Below are 15,364 nucleotides of genomic sequence, written 5' to 3' on the forward strand. Positions count from 1 at the left end.
TTGGCTCCGTTACTTGTTCGCCAGCTCGGCGGCCTTGTCGGCGCCGGCGTCCATCGTGTCGGCCTGGATCACCAGCGGGTGGTTGGCTTCGGCCAGGATGCGCCGGCCCTCGTCGACGTTGTTGCCGTCGAGACGGACGATCAGCGGCTTGTTGGCCTCGTCGCCGAGCTTCTTGAGCGCACCGACGATGCCGTTGGCCACCGCGTCGCACGCGGTGATGCCACCGAAGACGTTGACGAACACGCTCTTGACCTGGCTGTCGCCCAGGATGACGTCGAGCCCGTTGGCCATCACCTCGGCCGAGGCGCCACCACCGATGTCGAGGAAGTTGGCGGGCTTGACGCCACCGTGCTTCTCACCGGCGTACGCGACGACGTCGAGGGTCGACATCACCAGGCCCGCGCCGTTGCCGATGATGCCGACCGAGCCGTCGAGCTTGACGTAGTTGAGGTCGTTCTCCTTGGCCTTCAGCTCGAGGGGGTCCGTGGCGTCCTTGTCCTCGAACTCCTCGTGCCCGGGCTGACGGAAGTCGGCGTTGGCGTCGAGGGTGACCTTGCCGTCCAACGCCAGGATCTGGTCGTCCGGGGTACGGACGAGCGGGTTGACCTCGACCAGGGTCGCGTCCTCTCCGACGAAGACCTCCCACAGCTTCTGGATGGTCACGGCGGCGGCGTCGAGCACCTCGGCGGGCAGGTGGCCCTGCTCGGCGATCGAGCGGGCGAAGGCCAGGTCGACACCCTTGACGGCGTCCACGGGAACCTTGGCGAGCCGTTCGGGCTTGGTCGCGGCGACCTCTTCGATCTCCATGCCGCCCTCGACCGAGCACATGGCGAGGTACGTGCGGTTCGACCGGTCCAGCAGGAAGGAGATGTAGTACTCCTCGGCGATGTCACTGGCCTCGGCGACGAGCAACTTCTTCACGACGTGGCCCTTGATGTCCAGGCCGAGGATGTTCTGCGCATGCGTGAAGGCGTCGTCGGGAGTGGCCGCGTACTTCACGCCGCCCGCCTTGCCCCGACCGCCCACCTTGACCTGCGCCTTCACCATCACGGGCTTGCCGATTTCCTCGGCGATCGCCTTGGCGCCCTCGGCGGTGTCGGTCACCCGACCCGGGGTGGTGGGCACGTTGTGCTTGGCGAACAGCTCCTTCGCCTGGTATTCGAAGAGATCCATGGGCTCACCGTCTGTCTGCTTTGACTGATTGGTTGTTTGTCTACGTTTCGGCCAGAACGGCTCGCTAGGAACTTTATCCACACACCCCAATGTGATCCGCACCCCCTACCTCCCATGTGGCACATCTCACCGGGACCCTTGTAGTGATACAAGTCACATTATCCGGCGGAATATGGCCACGGGTTGCCACCAACATTGGATTTTGGTTAACGTGCCTCTGGTCTAAGTCACGGTACGGTCACGGCGCGAAGGACATTTCGGTTGGCTGAGCAAGGTTCGTCACGAGCATCTCGTGCAACCTCGACGACCCACTTCGACGCCACGACCACCGACATCATCCCGTTCAACGAGTTCGGCGATCTGGACGACCTGGACTTCGGGAACACGTCGGCATTCGATCGCGAGTCACGGGTGATCCGCGCCCCCGAACTCGACGACATGCACGACACCGACGACCTGACGCCGCTGCGTCTGGTGGTCCCCGCGCAGTTCCGCGCGACCCCCGGCGACGAGCGCCGCTCCAGCCACGCCTACCGCGACAGCTACACCGACGTCAGCGACGGCATGGAGAACACCGACGTCATCGACATGTCGAGCCGCCGCGGCCTGCATCGCAAGGTGGGCGACGGTCACGTCAAGGCCCGATTGGTTGCCGCCGCGATGGCCGCAGGCGCGACCGCAGCAGCCGCTTACTCGGTGGTCAACTCCTCCGACAAGGCCCCCGTCGAGCAGATGGTCGCCGCCGGACCCAACGCCTTCGTCGACGGCGCCGCGATCACCGGCTCGTCGGACGGCATGCAGATCGTCACGGTCGCGCCGGTGGCCAGCGAGGCCGTACACAGCCAAGAACTCGCCAACGGTGCCGCCTTCGCCGCGGAGCGCGCCGAGCGCGAGGCGCGGCTCGCCAGGCCCATGTACGTCATGCCCGCCCATGGGGTCTGGACGTCCGGCTTCGGATACCGCTGGGGCGTCCTGCACGCGGGCATCGACATCGCGAACTCGATCGGCACGCCGATCGTGGCCGCCGCGGACGGCGTCGTCACCGACGCCGGTCTCACCGCCGGCTACGGCGCCTGGGTCAAGATCCGGCACGCCGACGGCACCGTCACCCTGTACGGCCACGTCAACACGTGGCTCGTCACCCCCGGTGAGCGAGTCATGGCGGGCGACCAGATCGCCACCATCGGCAACCGCGGTCAGTCCACCGGACCGCACCTGCACTTCTCGGTTCTGAAGAACGGCACCGACTTCGTCGACCCCGTGCCGTGGCTCGCCGCGAAGGGTCTAAGCCCCGGCAACTACGTCGGCTGACCGGTGACGTCCGGCGGACCCCCGTCCGAGGAAACCCGCATCATCCGGCGGCAACCCGAGGCTGCCCCACCACCACCGCCGCCCGACCTCTCGGAGCAGCACACCGGCATCATCCGCCGCCACCCCACGGGCGCGTTTCCCGCCGCGCCCGAGCCGCAGACCAGCTTCATTCCGCAAGCCGCGCCCCTACCCCTGCCGCCGCAGCAGCCCGTCAGCCGGCAAAGTCCCGTCGCGGCGTCCGCCACCGCGACGGTCAGCATCGTCAGCGGCTGGGCCACGGCCGTCATCGCGACGTCGCTCATCAGCGGCTGGTGGGGCACCGACGAATTGTTCTGCATCGCCATCGGTTTCCTGACCACGGTGTCGGCCGCGGCGACCATCGGCGGGTTGATCTCACTGCTGCTCCGCCAACGCATCGGGCGACTGCTGATCGTCGTCGGCTCCATCGTGGCGCTGATGATCTTCGCCGGTCTGTTCGTCGCCGGGGCGGATCTGCCGAAGCTGGTGTACGGCATCCCGGTGCTGCCGGTGGCCGCGATCACCCTGGCACTCCTACCGGCCACGGGCCGCTGGTGCCGCTGAGCTGGTGTGAAATACCTTGCCCCGCAAGGATTCCGGCGCCGTGCGTCGGACGTCGCCGACCTTCCGGTCAACACGAGCGTAACGATCGACCCGGACCTGTGAATCAGCTGTACTGAACGTCCCTGCGTTCTGCCACAGATTCGATCCGGAGGCTCCACTCCAATGCTCAGCCGCATCTTCCACGCCGCACTGGCGACCGTCCTGGCCGCCACGGCCGTCGCCTGCAGTACCGGCGACGGAGGTTCCGGCGGCTACACCCTGCGGATCGGCGCGACGTCGGTGACGGGGACTCCCGCCGGATCGCTGGGATGGGGCGACCGTCAGGGCATACTCACCAAGGAGCTGAAGGCGGCCGGGGTCGACAAGATCGAGTACTCCTTCTTCCAGTCCGGCGGAGACGCCGTCTCGGCCCTCATCGCGGGAGCCGTCGACGTGGCCGCCGTCGGCGACAATCCCGCGCTGCGGGCCCGCAGCCGAGACCCGAAAGTGGTTCTGCTGTCCTTCGATTCGGTCAACAGCGACATGCAGATCATCGGCGCGCGAGGTGGCCCCACCAACATCCAGGGGCTGGTCGGCAAGAACATCACCGCACCGCAGGGAACCATCCGCGACCGCACCGCGCGCCAGCTCATCGAGGCCGCCGGCCTCACGGGCAAGATCGACGTCAAGGACGTGCCGACGCCGGAGTCCATCGCCGGACTGAGTTCGGGTCAGATCGACGCCACGGTCCTCAGCGGCGCCAGCTCGGTGGACCTGCAGCAGAAGGGCTACCCCGTCATCGACAGTCTGTCGCGACATGGCATGGGCAGCACCGGAACCAACATCGCGTTGACGTCCTTCACCGACGGCCATCCCGACTTCCGCGCCGCGTGGCAGCGCGCGATCACCGCAGTCAACGGTGACATCAGGAACCACTTCGACGACTACCTGCACTGGGTCGCCGACACCGACGGCAGCAAGTTCGAGTACGTCAAGCAGTCGACCCAGGCCGACGAGTTCAACACCGAGCCGTTCCCCCAGATCGGCGTCAAGCAGCTCCAGGACGCGTACGACTTCCTGAACGCCGACGGTTCACTCGCCGGCCAGTACTCCGTCGACGAGTGGATCGGCGCCAAGCCGTGACCACGGCCGAGATCGTCGCGGCCACCGCCGCGCGACCGGGTCCCGATCTGATCGAGGTCGTCGCCGAACATCGCGCCAGAAGGGGACTTTGGACGCGCACCCCGCGTGCGGTCCGCCGCATGGTCGGTCCCTGCGTCATCCTCGCGGCGTGGGCCGTCGGCGCCGCGACGGAGTGGCTGGACCCCGACCTGTTTCCACCGCCCGCTCAGGTCGCCGCCACCGCGTGGAGGCTTCTCGGCGACGGGGAACTCGCCACCCACGTCGGCGCATCGGCGACGCGGGTGCTGACCGGGACGGTCCTCGGCATCCTGATCGGCGTGGCGCTCGCGGTCGTCGCCGGCCTCACGCGCACGGGCGAGGACCTCCTCGACTGGACCATGCAGATCTTCAAGGCCGTACCGAACTTCGCTCTCACACCCCTGCTCATCATCTGGATGGGCATCGGCGAGGGACCCAAGATCGTGCTCATCACCACCGGTGTCGCCATCGCGATCTACATCAACACCTACGCCGGCATCCGCGGCGTCGACCGGCAACTCGTCGAGATGGCCCAGACGTTGAAGGCGCGCCGCGGCACCCTGATCACCCAGGTCATCCTGCCCGGTGCCATGCCGAACTTCCTGGTGGGACTTCGTCTCGGCTTGTCGAGCGCGTGGCTCAGCCTGATCTTCGCCGAGATGATCAACACCACCAAGGGCATCGGCTACCTGATGTCGCGGGCGCAGACCAACCTTCAGTTCGACATCTCGTTGCTCGTCATCGTCATCTATGCGATCGCCGGCCTGCTGTCCTACGCCTTCGTCCGGGTCCTGGAGCGGTTGCTTCTGTCCTGGCGCAACGGGTTCGACGGCGTCGCGTGAGCCAATCGGTCGTCACGATCCGCGGACTGCGGCGCAACTTCGGGCCACAACAGGTGCTCGACGACTTCGAGCTCGACATCGCCGACGGCGAATTCGTAGCGATGCTGGGCCGCTCGGGCTCCGGAAAGAGCACCCTGCTGCGGGCGATCGCCGGGCTGGACGAGCACGTCACCGGATCGGTCGTCGCTCCCCGCTCACGCGCCGTCGTCTTCCAAAGCCCACGGTTGCTGCCGTGGCGCCGCGCCCTGGCCAACGTCACCTTCGCGTTGGCCGACGACGGCCCGGACTCGCTGGGCCGCGACGCTCGCGGGCGCGCCGCGCTGGCCGAGGTGGGCCTCTCCGACAAGGCCCGCGCGTGGCCGTTGATGCTCTCAGGCGGTGAGGCGCAACGGGTCTCGCTGGCCAGGGCCTTGGTCCGCGAACCCGACCTCCTTCTGCTCGACGAACCGTTCGGCGCGCTCGACGCCCTCACCCGGCTCAAGATGTACCGACTGTTGCACGACCTGTGGTCCCGCAGACACATGGCCGTTCTCCACGTCACCCATGACGTCGACGAGGCGATCCTGCTCGCGGACAGAGTGGTGGTGCTCTCCGGGGGCCGGGTGTCCCTGGACCGGCCGGTCAACCTGCCCTTCCCCCGCAGTCGGGGCGACGACGGTTTCGACGACCTGCGTCGCACCCTGCTCGCCGAACTCGGTGTTCAGGAAGAGGTCGGTCATGACCAGTCCGCGTGACGTCGACGAGCTGACCACCGACGTCTTGGTCGTCGGGGGTGGACCGGCCGCGACCTGGGCGGCCATCTCCGCCGCGGAGGCCGGAAGCCGAGTCACCCTGGTGGACAAGGGCTTCTGCGGAACCAGCGGCGCCACGGCCGCCGGTGGCAACAATCTGTGGCTGATCCCGCGGGGCCGGCGCCGAGAGGAATCGGTCCGCGAATCCGAGGTGGCCGCAGGCGGACTCACCGACTCGGAGTGGATGTTCCGCGTCCTCGCCACGTCGTGGGACCGCGTCGAGGAGTTGGCGCAGTGGGGCTACCCCTTCCCGTCCGCGCCCGACGGTCAGCCCCTGCGCAGCAGCCTGCAGGGCCCCGAATACATGCGCCGCATGCGCCGCAAGGCCCACCGCAGCGGCGTCCGCATCTTGGACCACCACCCCGCCCTGGAGTTGCGCACCGACGCCGAGGGCGTCGTCGACGGGGCCAGGGGGATCGCCCGCCAGGACGACGGGCGGCCATGGCAGATCTCGGCGGGCGCCGTGGTGCTGGCGACGGGCGGGACCGCCTTCCTGTCCGGGACGTTCGGCACCAACGTCGACACCGGGGACGGGCTGCTGATGGCCGCCGAACTGGGCGCCAGCCTGTCCGGCATGGAATTCTCCGGCGCCTATGCGTTGGCGCCGGAATGGGGCGTCCACACCAAGGGCCGAATGCTGCAGTGGGCCAGCTTCTACGACGAGTTCGGCCGACCGTTGGCCACCGAGCTCGGACTGGGCGGGCGCCAAGACGCCCAGCGCGTGTTGACCCAGGGGCGCCGGGTGTTCGCCCGACTGGACCGGGCCCCCCTCGAGATGCGTCAGACGATGCGAGACGCCCAACCCAACTACTTCCTGCCGCTCGACAAGGCTGGCATCGATCCGTTCACCACCGCCTACCCGATCCGAATGATCCACGAGGGCTCGGTCCGCGGCACGGGCGGCCTGCGTCTGACCGGACCCGATTGTGCGACAACGGTTCCCGGCCTCTTCGCCGCGGGCGACGCCGCGACGCGCGAATTGATCACCGGAGCGGTCAGCGGTGGGGGCAGCCGCAACGGTTCGTGGGCGATCGCGTCGGGCACGTTCGCCGGCCGCGGGGCGGCGGAGTTCAGCCGCGGGCGGGCCCGCACGGCCGGGCACCCGCCGGTGGAACCGGGTCTGGGCATCCGGCCCGGACGCGCCGGAGCGCCGACCGTCGACGACGTCGTCCGCGCCGCCCAATCCCACGTGCTGCCGCCCCTGCGCAGCTTCCTGAAGTCGGCGGACCGGCTCACCGAGTCCGCCGCCGCGCTGGAGGGCCTGTGGCGCGACGTGTCCGAGGGGCTGGCGCCGGTGCCCCGTCGCGCCGCCTACAAGCCGCGCCAGGCGGTCGCCATGGTCGCCGCGGCCAGGTGGATCACCGCGTCGTCGTTGGCCAGGACGGAGAGTCGCGGGCTGCACCGTCGCGAGGACCTCCCGACCCGCGACCACCGCCTCGACCACCGAATCCTGGTGGGCGGCCTGGACGAGGTGTGGACGGCTCCCGATCCGGTGCTCCCCCACCTCGTTTCCTCGGAGTCCGCGGCGTGATCGAGATCGTCAGCGCGGCGGCGTGCATCGCATGCGACCTCTGCGTAAAGGTGTGTCCGACGGACGTATTCGACCGGGGCGAGGACGGGGTGCCGGTCATCGCCCGGCAATCCGACTGCCAGACGTGCTTCATGTGCGAGGCGTACTGCCCGACCGACGCGCTCTACGTCTCTCCCGTCTCGGCACCGGTGGCGTCGGACAGCCCGCACGCCGACGAACACGCCGTCGCCCGGAGCGGACTGCTCGGCGGCTATCGCGCGATGATCGGCTGGGGTCGGGGCCGCACCGCTGGCGCCCTCCTCGACCAGAACCCGTTGCTCGGCAAGGTGCCACCGCTGGCGGAGCCGCGACTACCGGTTCCCGCCGAGCTCGTCGACGGGCCGTGGAACCACCCGGATTAGAGCTTTTGAATCGGCGCGTGGTTGTGCATCAGCTTGACCCGGCCCGCGCTGCCGAAGTCGATGAGCGACATCGCGGATTCACCCATGCCGGACACTTCCTCCACCCGGCCGAGACCGTACTTGTCGTGCGTGACGCGGTCGCCGGGCTCCAGCGTGATCGCCGGCCGGTTCCGGGCGCCCGACGTGCGGGCCGGCGCGGGCCGCGGCGTACCGAACCGTCCGGCCCCGCTGACCGGTACGCCGAACGACGACTGCGGCGCCTCCACCCGCCGCCAGTCGATGAGCTCCTGCGGAATCTCGCGCAGGAACCGCGATTCGGGGTTGAGCATCGGCTGACCCCACGACGACCGCACCTTCGCGCGGCTCAGGTACAGCCGTTGCCGGGCGCGGGTGATGCCGACGTAGGCAAGCCGTCGCTCCTCGGACAGCTCCATCGGGTCGCCGAGGGCACGCATGTGCGGGAACATGCCGTCCTCCCACCCGGTGACGAACACCATCGGGAACTCCAGGCCCTTCGCGGTGTGCAACGTCATCATCGTCACGACGCCGGACCCCTCGTCGGGGATGCCGTCCGCGTCGGCCACCAGCGACACGCGCTCCAGGAACTGGGCCAGCACGCCGGTGTCGGGCACGTCCTCGTCCTGAAGCTCGGGATCCTCCTCGCGCAGCGCCGCGGCGTTGGCCGCGTCGATGCTGTATTCGTGTGCGACGCTGACCAATTCGTTGAGGTTGTCAAGCCGCGCCAGATCTTGGGGATCACTCGACGCCTCGAGCTCGCGGCGGTATCCGGTGCGTTCGAGGACGGCCTCGACCAGGTTGCCCAGCTCGTCGCCGAGTAGACCGCGCAACTCGTCGAGCAGCGCGACGAAGGCGGCGATCGCCTTCTCGGAGCGCGTGTTCAGCATGGGCACCCGGCCTTCGGCGGCGGCCTGCAAGCTGTCGTTGAACGAACCGCCGGTGTTCTCCGCGTGGACCGCGACGCACGCCTCGGCGCGGTCGCCGATCCCCCGGCGCGGGGTGTTGAGGATGCGTCGCATGCTGACGGCGTCACCGGGGTTGTCCAGCACGCGAAGGTAGGCCACGATGTCGCGGATCTCCTTGCGCTCGTAGAACCGGACGCCACCCACGACCTTGTACGGGATGCCCGCCCTGATGAACACGTCTTCGACGGCACGCGAGCTGTTGTTGGTGCGATAGAAGACGGCGACGTCGGAGTAGTTCACGTCACCGCGAGAGGTGAGCGACTCGATCTCCTCGGCGATGAACCGCGCCTCGTCGTGTTCGTTGTCGGCGACGTAGCCGACGATCAGCTCGCCTTCACCGGCGTCGGTCCACAGCCGCTTGTCCCGGCGCCCGGTGTTTCGGGAGATGACGGAATTCGCGGCGGACAGGATGTTCTGCGTCGACCGGTAGTTCTGTTCCAGCAGGATCGTCGTCGCGTTCGGGTAGTCGCGTTCGAAGTCCTCGATGTTGCGGATGGTGGCCCCGCGGAAGGCGTAGATCGACTGGTCGGCGTCGCCGACGACGCACAACTCGGCCGGCGGAACGCCGTCGGCGCCGTCGGCCAGATCGTGGCCGACGAGCTCTCGCACCAGCGCGTACTGAGCGTGGTTGGTGTCCTGGTATTCGTCGACCAGGATGTGCCGGAAACGACGCCGGTAGTACTGGGCGATCTGTGGGAAGGCCTGGAGAACGGCGACCGTCTCACCGATCAGGTCGTCGAAGTCGAGGGCGTTCGCGCCGCGCAGGCGGCGTTGGTATTCGGCGTAGGCCTGGGCGACGATGCGGGCGAGGTCGTCTTCGCCCTCGGACGCCTCGAAGGCCGCCTTGTCGGGATCGATCAGCTCGTTCTTGAGGTTGGAGATCGAGTTGGCCAGTAGCCGCGGCGAGTACCGCTTGGTGTCGAGCCCCATGTCCTTGGCGATCATCATCAGCAGGCGGCGCGAGTCGTCGGAGTCGTAGATCGAGAAGTTCGAGTTGAGTCCGGGGAGCAGTGACGCCTGATTGCGCAGGATGCGCACACAGGTGGAGTGGAACGTCGACACCCACATCGACCGCGCACGGGGACCGATCAGCTCGACTACGCGCTCCCGCATCTCGGCGGCGGCCTTGTTGGTGAAGGTGATGGCCAGCACCTGCCCCACCCCGACGTCCCGGGCGGCCAGCAGGTAGGCGATGCGGCGCGTGAGCACCGCGGTCTTCCCCGACCCGGCGCCCGCGACGATCAGCAGGGGCGAGCCCTCGTGCAGCACCGCCTTGCGCTGCTGTGGGTTGAGCCCGTCCAGCAGTTGATCCGTCTCAGTAGCGATCGTCATGTCGGATTCAACTTACCGCTGACCAGAGACACCGCGACGGTGCCGCGCATCGGAACCGTTCTTTGCGCGGACGTGGCCCTTGGTGGCACACTCGATCCGTGCTCGATGTGCAGGGACGATTTCCGTACGGATACCGGCTGCCGGTGTCCGTGGTCTAGCTGCTTGCCCTTCAGCCCCGCGGTCCGCTTCCGGATCCGGGGCTCTTTCTCTTTCGCGTGAGGCCCGTATTCGGATGAGACCAGAACCCACCCGAGAAGACGATGCGGAGTCAGACATGAGTGTCGAAACCGAACCCACACCCAACATCGACGAGCTGCGCTTGGAGATCGACCGGCTCGACGCCGAGATCCTGGCCGCCGTCCAGCGGCGTGCCGAGGTGTCGCAGACGATCGGCAAGGCCAGGATGGCCTCCGGCGGCACGCGGCTGGTGCACAGCCGCGAGATGAAGGTCATCGAGCGATACAGCTCGCTCGGACCCGAGGGCAAGGATCTCGCCATGATTCTGCTGCGACTCGGCCGCGGTCGCCTCGGCCACTAGCGCCGACCGTGCGGGTTGTGGACGCGCGAAGCCGCGATTGGCGTCCACAACCCACACACTGGGCGAGCGCCCTAGTTCGTCAGCGCGATGTACTTCGTGTCGAGGTACTCCTCGATGCCCTCGGTGCCGCCTTCACGCCCGAAGCCGGATTCCTTGACGCCGCCGAAGGGGGCGGCCGGGTCGGAGATGACGCCGCGGTTGACGCCGACCATGCCCGCCTCGATGGCCTCGGCGACGCGTAGCGCGCGGTCCAGCCCCTGCGTGTAGATGTAGGCCGCCAGCCCGTACTCGGTGGCGTTGGCCGCCGCGATGCCCTCCTCCTCGGTGTCGAATCCGATGACGGGAGCGACCGGGCCGAACACCTCCTCCTTGAAGATGCGCGCGGTCGCGGGGACCTCGGACAGCACGGTCGCCGGGTAGAAGTGGCCCGGCCCCTCCGGCGCCACCCCGCCGACGGCGACCGTCGCACCCTTGGACACGGCGTCGGACACCAGGTCCTCGACGGTGGCGACCTGCTTGGCGCTGATCAGCGGGCCCAGTTTCGAGGACTCCTCCAGCCCGTTGCCGAGAGTGAACTCGCTCATCCTCTTGACGAGCTTCTCGGTGAACTCCGCGCGGACCGCGTTGGCGACGTGGAAGCGGTTCGACGCCGTGCAGGCCTCACCGCCGTTGCGCATCTTGGCCAGCAGCGCGCCTTCGACCGCGGCGTCGACGTCCGCGTCGTCGAACACGACGAACGGCGCGTTGCCACCCAACTCCATCGACAGCCGCAGCAGCTTGTCGGCGCTCTGCTTCACCAGCATCTTGCCGACGCCGGTGGATCCGGTGAAGGTCAGCTTGCGCAGCCGGCCGTCGTCGATCAGCGCGGTGGTCAGCTCGCCGGCCTTGGACGTCGGCAGGATCGACAGCACGCCCTTGGGCAGCCCGGCGTCGTCCATCAGCTTGGCCAGCAAGAGCATCGTCAGCGGGGTCTCCGCCGCGGGCTTGATGATCATCGTGCAGCCCGCCGCCATCGCGGGACCGATCTTGCGGGTGCCCATCGCCAGCGGGAAGTTCCACGGCGTAATCGCCAGACACGGGCCGACCGGCTGCTTGGTGACGATGATGCGACCGGTGCCCGCTGGGCTGCGGGTGTAGCGGCCGTCGATGCGGACCGCCTCCTCGGCGAACCAACGGAAGAACTCCGAGCCGTACTTGACCTCGCCCATGCTCTCGGGGAGCACCTTGCCCATCTCCAGGGTCATCAGCGTCGCGAATTCCTCGGCGCGGGCGGTGATGGCCTCGAACACCGCGCGCAGGATCTCACCGCGTTCGCGGGGGGCGGTGGCGGCCCATTCCTTCTGCACGCCGGCGGCCGCGTCGAGTGCGGCGATGCCGTCCTCGGGCGTCGCGTCGGCGATGGTTGTCAACACCTCGTCGGTCGCGGGGTTCAGCACGTCGAAGGTCGACGACCCCTTGCGCTCCTCACCTCCGATCCACAAACCGGTCGGCACGGATGACAGGAGCTTTTCGATGTCCATACGTCCATCATTTACACCCTCGAAAGCGACGCCGCACTAGGGTCGAGATATGAGTGCCGAGACCGTCCAGATTTCCGACATCACCGCGACTCCGGCGTGGAACGCATTGGTTCGCCATCACCAGGAGATCGGGGACAAGCACCTGCGGGAGTTCTTCGCCGAGGACCCCGCCCGCGGTCGCGAGCTGACGCTCACCCTCGGCGATCTCTACGTCGACTACAGCAAGCACCGGGTGACGCGGGAGACGCTCGCCCTGCTCGTCGACCTCGCCAAGGCCGCCGATGTGGAGGCCAAGCGCGACGCCATGTTCGCCGGCGTACACATCAACACCTCCGAGGATCGCGCGGTGCTGCACACGGCGCTGCGGCTGCCCAAGGACGCCACCCTGACCGTCGACGGGCAGGACGTCGTCGCCGACGTGCACGAGGTGCTCGACGCGATGGGGTCCTTCACCGACGAACTGCGCAGCGGTGAATGGACGGGCGCCACCGGCGAGCGCATCACGACCGTCGTCAACATCGGCATCGGCGGCTCGGACCTGGGTCCGGTGATGGTGTACCAGGCGCTGCGCCACTACGCCGACGCCGGCGTCTCGGCGCGCTTCGTGTCCAACGTCGACCCCGCCGACCTGGTCGCCAAGCTCGACGGGCTGAACCCCGCGACGACGCTGTTCATCGTGGCCTCGAAGACGTTCTCGACGCTGGAGACGCTGACCAACGCGACCGCGGCCCGCCGCTGGCTGACCGACGCGCTCGGCGACGAGGCGGTGTCCAAGCACTTCGTCGCGGTGTCCACCAACGCGAAGCTGGTCTCCGAGTTCGGCATCAACACCGCCAACATGTTCGGCTTCTGGGACTGGGTCGGCGGCCGCTACTCGGTGGACTCGGCGATCGGGTTGTCGGTGATGGCGGTGATCGGCAAGGAGCGCTTCGCCGAGTTCCTCGCCGGCTTCCACATCGTCGACGAGCACTTCCGCACCACCCCGCTGGAAGCCAATGCGCCTGTGCTGCTTGGCCTCATCGGGCTCTGGTACAACGAGTTCTTCGACGCGCAGTCCCGCGTCGTCCTGCCGTACTCCAACGACATGGCCCGTTTCGCCGCGTACCTGCAGCAGCTGACGATGGAGTCCAACGGCAAGTCGGTGCGCGCCGACGGCACCCCCGTCACCACGTCGACCGGCGAAATCTATTGGGGCGAACCAGGAACCAACGGCCAGCATGCGTTCTACCAACTCCTGCACCAGGGCACGCGGCTGATCCCGGCCGACTTCATCGGGTTCTCCCAGCCCACCGACGACCTGCCCACCCGGGACGGCACCGGCAGCATGCACGACCTGCTGATGAGCAACTTCTTCGCCCAGACCAAGGTGCTGGCGTTCGGCAAGACCGCCGAGGAGATCGCCGACGAAGGCACCAAGCCCGAGGTGGTTCCCCACAAGGTGATGCCTGGCAACCGGCCCAGCACCTCGATCCTGGCGACCAAGTTGACGCCGTCGGTGGTCGGTCAGCTGGTCGCCCTCTACGAACACCAGGTGTTCACCGAGGGCGTCATCTGGGGCATCGACTCCTTCGACCAGTGGGGTGTGGAACTCGGCAAGACGCAGGCGAATTCACTGCTGCCCGTGCTCACCGAGGACGCCGCGCCGGAGGAGCAGTCGGACAGCTCGACCGACGCGCTGGTGCGCCACTACCGGGCCGAGCGCGGCAGGTCTGCCTAACGCGCCGACGATCTCCAGCGCATCTACACGAGATCTCCAAGCAGCGAAGGTGCGTCCGGACGACCATCGATCTCGTGACCAACGAATCGATGGATTTCTCGCCCACGGCGGCGACGGACCCGAGCGCCACCCTCGTTCGCCTCTCGGGCGACTTCGCGCAGGACGTCCTGCCGTTTCGCACGCAGTTGTACCGATACGCGCTCAGCCGCACGAAGAATGCGGCGGACGCCGAGGACCTGCTGCAGGAGACCATGCTGAGCGCGTTCAAGGCCTACGGAGGGTTGCGGCCGGACTCCCACCTGAAGTCCTGGCTGATGACCATCATGCGGAACACCTGGATCGACGGCCACCGAGTCGCGTCGCGCCGTCCGGTGGAGACGACGTTGGACGACGCGATCGATGCCAAGGCCATCGCGTCCTCGGCTGTCACCCGCGACCAGAGATCCGCCGAAAGCCGGTTGCTCGACGCCGATTTCGATCCCGACGTCGTCGACGCCATGGGATGCCTGTCCGAGTCGATGCGCAGGACCGTGTTCCTGGTGGCCGTCATGGGGCTGGACAGCCGGGAGGCGGCACGGGTGTTGGGGGTCTCGCCGGGCACGGTGTTGACCAGGATGCACCGATCTCGAGACACGTTGCGCAAGAAGCTGAGCGGTCGACACCCCGAGGCGACGCGGCGGGACGCGGCGTAACGGCCTTGCCACGCGTTGGGAAGACCCGACAACCGCCCGGTCAGGCGAAGAATTTGGTCAGCCGGGGCGGCATCACCTTCATCACCTCGACGAGCGGCCACCACGGCCAGCCGGGCACGACGGCGCGGCCCTTCTCCTTCTCGATCGCGTCGACCATCGCCCTGACGCCGGTCTCGTTGTCGACCATCAACGTCGTGGTCTTCGACTTGGCCGTCATCTCCGATTCGATGTAGCCGGGCTCGAGCACGGTGATCTTGATGGGTCCCGACGGGTACTCCGCGCGCAACGATTCACCGAGAGACGTCACGCCCGCCTTGCTGGCGGCGTAGGCGGCCTTGACGCCCGGCACGCCCTTGTTGCCGAGCACCGACGACACGAGCACCAGATGTCCCGCGCCGGCCGCGGTGAACATCTCCAGCGCCGTCTCGATCTGTACGAGCGCCGCAACGAGATTCGTCTCGATGGTGGCCTTGTTGGCCCACAGCTTCCCGCCACCGAGCGGGTGCCCCTTGCCGATGCCGGCGTTGACGATGACGCAGTCGACGCCACCCAGCTGGTCGCTCAGCTCGGCGAACACCCGTGGTACCGCGTCGTGGTCGTTGACGTCGAGGGCGGCGACGGCCACCGCGATGCCGGGATGGCGCGCGGTCAGTTCGGCCTTCAGCTCCTCGAGGTTGTCGGTGCGGCGCGCGCACAGCGCGAGGTCGCGTCCCTTGGCGGCGAACTGGCGGGCCATCCCCGCGCCGAGGCCCGAGCTGGCGCCGGTGATCAGGATCTTCTGGCGAGTCATCCGCGCAGCCTAGCCAACCGC

14 protein-coding genes are annotated in these 15,364 nt (G+C 68.1%); 10 read left to right on the forward strand and 4 right to left on the reverse strand.

Going from position 1 to position 15,364, the window contains the following annotated elements; genetic code table 11:
* Positions 1–9 precede the first annotated feature (9 nt).
* Positions 10–1,173: an ADP-forming succinate--CoA ligase subunit beta gene (gene sucC, locus H7J06_RS30735; RefSeq protein WP_264043569.1), complete on the reverse strand. Its 1,164-nt coding sequence runs from the start codon at positions 1,171–1,173 to the stop codon at positions 10–12.
* Between the two features lie 261 nt (positions 1,174–1,434).
* Here sucC and H7J06_RS30740 point away from each other — a divergent pair, with 261 nt between their 5' ends.
* The 7 genes from H7J06_RS30740 to H7J06_RS30770 all read left to right on the forward strand — a co-directional run bounded on the left by H7J06_RS30740 (position 1,435) and on the right by H7J06_RS30770 (position 7,771).
* Entirely contained in the window at positions 1,435–2,484 is a 1,050-nt protein-coding gene (locus H7J06_RS30740) for a M23 family metallopeptidase (RefSeq protein ID WP_372515438.1), read from the forward strand.
* 3 nt (positions 2,485–2,487) lie between these two features.
* Positions 2,488–3,066 carry a hypothetical protein gene (locus H7J06_RS30745; protein WP_372515439.1) on the forward strand — a complete coding sequence of 193 codons (579 nt, stop codon included), beginning with the start codon at positions 2,488–2,490 and terminating at the stop codon, positions 3,064–3,066.
* Positions 3,067–3,228: 162 nt separating this feature from the next.
* Positions 3,229–4,188, forward strand: a complete 960-nt coding sequence (locus H7J06_RS30750; protein WP_264043571.1) for an ABC transporter substrate-binding protein — start codon at positions 3,229–3,231, stop codon at positions 4,186–4,188.
* Positions 4,185–5,048: an ABC transporter permease gene (locus H7J06_RS30755; protein ID WP_264043573.1), complete on the forward strand. Its 864-nt coding sequence runs from the start codon at positions 4,185–4,187 to the stop codon at positions 5,046–5,048. Before H7J06_RS30750 ends, H7J06_RS30755 begins: the two co-directional genes overlap by 4 nt.
* Positions 5,045–5,782: an ABC transporter ATP-binding protein gene (locus tag H7J06_RS30760; RefSeq protein ID WP_264043575.1), complete on the forward strand. Its 738-nt coding sequence runs from the start codon at positions 5,045–5,047 to the stop codon at positions 5,780–5,782. Before H7J06_RS30755 ends, H7J06_RS30760 begins: the two co-directional genes overlap by 4 nt.
* Complete coding sequence (locus tag H7J06_RS30765) at positions 5,766–7,370, forward strand: FAD-dependent oxidoreductase (protein ID WP_264043577.1); 1,605 nt, start codon at positions 5,766–5,768, stop codon at positions 7,368–7,370. The genes H7J06_RS30760 and H7J06_RS30765 overlap by 17 nt, the downstream gene beginning before the upstream one ends.
* Entirely contained in the window at positions 7,367–7,771 is a 405-nt protein-coding gene (locus H7J06_RS30770; protein WP_264043578.1) for a 4Fe-4S binding protein, read from the forward strand. The genes H7J06_RS30765 and H7J06_RS30770 overlap by 4 nt, the downstream gene beginning before the upstream one ends.
* Here the strand turns inward: H7J06_RS30770 and pcrA are convergent.
* Positions 7,768–10,086 (reverse strand): DNA helicase PcrA, encoded by a 2,319-nt coding sequence (gene pcrA / locus H7J06_RS30775; RefSeq protein ID WP_264043580.1) that lies wholly within the window; start codon positions 10,084–10,086, stop codon positions 7,768–7,770. The genes H7J06_RS30770 and pcrA overlap by 4 nt on opposite strands.
* Before the next feature lie 232 nt (positions 10,087–10,318).
* Here pcrA and H7J06_RS30780 point away from each other — a divergent pair, with 232 nt between their 5' ends.
* On the forward strand, positions 10,319–10,624 hold the full coding sequence (locus tag H7J06_RS30780; RefSeq protein WP_264043582.1) for a chorismate mutase: 306 nt from the start codon (positions 10,319–10,321) through the stop codon (positions 10,622–10,624).
* A 71-nt stretch (positions 10,625–10,695) separates the two neighbouring features.
* Here H7J06_RS30780 and H7J06_RS30785 read toward each other — a convergent pair whose 3' ends face one another.
* Complete coding sequence (locus H7J06_RS30785; protein ID WP_264043584.1) at positions 10,696–12,144, reverse strand: NAD-dependent succinate-semialdehyde dehydrogenase; 1,449 nt, start codon at positions 12,142–12,144, stop codon at positions 10,696–10,698.
* A gap of 49 nt (positions 12,145–12,193) precedes the next feature.
* Between H7J06_RS30785 and pgi the strand changes: the two genes are divergently transcribed.
* Both pgi and H7J06_RS30795 read left to right on the forward strand, forming a co-directional pair.
* The gene (gene pgi, locus H7J06_RS30790) at positions 12,194–13,861 is read left to right on the forward strand and encodes a glucose-6-phosphate isomerase (RefSeq protein WP_264043586.1); all 1,668 of its coding nucleotides are present in this window, start codon (positions 12,194–12,196) and stop codon (positions 13,859–13,861) included.
* Positions 13,862–13,935: 74 nt separating this feature from the next.
* Positions 13,936–14,553, forward strand: a complete 618-nt coding sequence (locus H7J06_RS30795; protein WP_264043588.1) for an RNA polymerase sigma factor — start codon at positions 13,936–13,938, stop codon at positions 14,551–14,553.
* Positions 14,554–14,593: 40 nt separating this feature from the next.
* Here H7J06_RS30795 and H7J06_RS30800 read toward each other — a convergent pair whose 3' ends face one another.
* Positions 14,594–15,343 (reverse strand): SDR family oxidoreductase, encoded by a 750-nt coding sequence (locus tag H7J06_RS30800; RefSeq protein ID WP_264043590.1) that lies wholly within the window; start codon positions 15,341–15,343, stop codon positions 14,594–14,596.
* Between the last annotated feature and the right edge of the window lie 21 nt (positions 15,344–15,364).

It is taken from the genome of Mycolicibacterium hodleri (assembly GCF_025822245.1).
GTDB lineage: Bacteria > Actinomycetota > Actinomycetes > Mycobacteriales > Mycobacteriaceae > Mycobacterium > Mycobacterium hodleri.

Bases quoted from the DNA above. Each gene is read 5' to 3' on its own strand.
- sucC (WP_264043569.1), bottom strand. From the start codon at position 1,173: ATGGATCTCTTCGAATACCAGGCGAAGGAGCTGTTCGCCAAGCACAAC.
- H7J06_RS30750 (WP_264043571.1), top strand. From the start codon at position 3,229: ATGCTCAGCCGCATCTTCCACGCCGCACTGGCGACCGTCCTGGCCGCC.
- H7J06_RS30765 (WP_264043577.1), top strand. From the start codon at position 5,766: ATGACCAGTCCGCGTGACGTCGACGAGCTGACCACCGACGTCTTGGTC.
- pcrA (WP_264043580.1), bottom strand. From the start codon at position 10,086: ATGACGATCGCTACTGAGACGGATCAACTGCTGGACGGGCTCAACCCA.
- H7J06_RS30780 (WP_264043582.1), top strand. From the start codon at position 10,319: ATGAGACCAGAACCCACCCGAGAAGACGATGCGGAGTCAGACATGAGT.
- H7J06_RS30785 (WP_264043584.1), bottom strand. From the start codon at position 12,144: ATGGACATCGAAAAGCTCCTGTCATCCGTGCCGACCGGTTTGTGGATC.
- pgi (WP_264043586.1), top strand. From the start codon at position 12,194: ATGAGTGCCGAGACCGTCCAGATTTCCGACATCACCGCGACTCCGGCG.
- H7J06_RS30800 (WP_264043590.1), bottom strand. From the start codon at position 15,343: ATGACTCGCCAGAAGATCCTGATCACCGGCGCCAGCTCGGGCCTCGGC.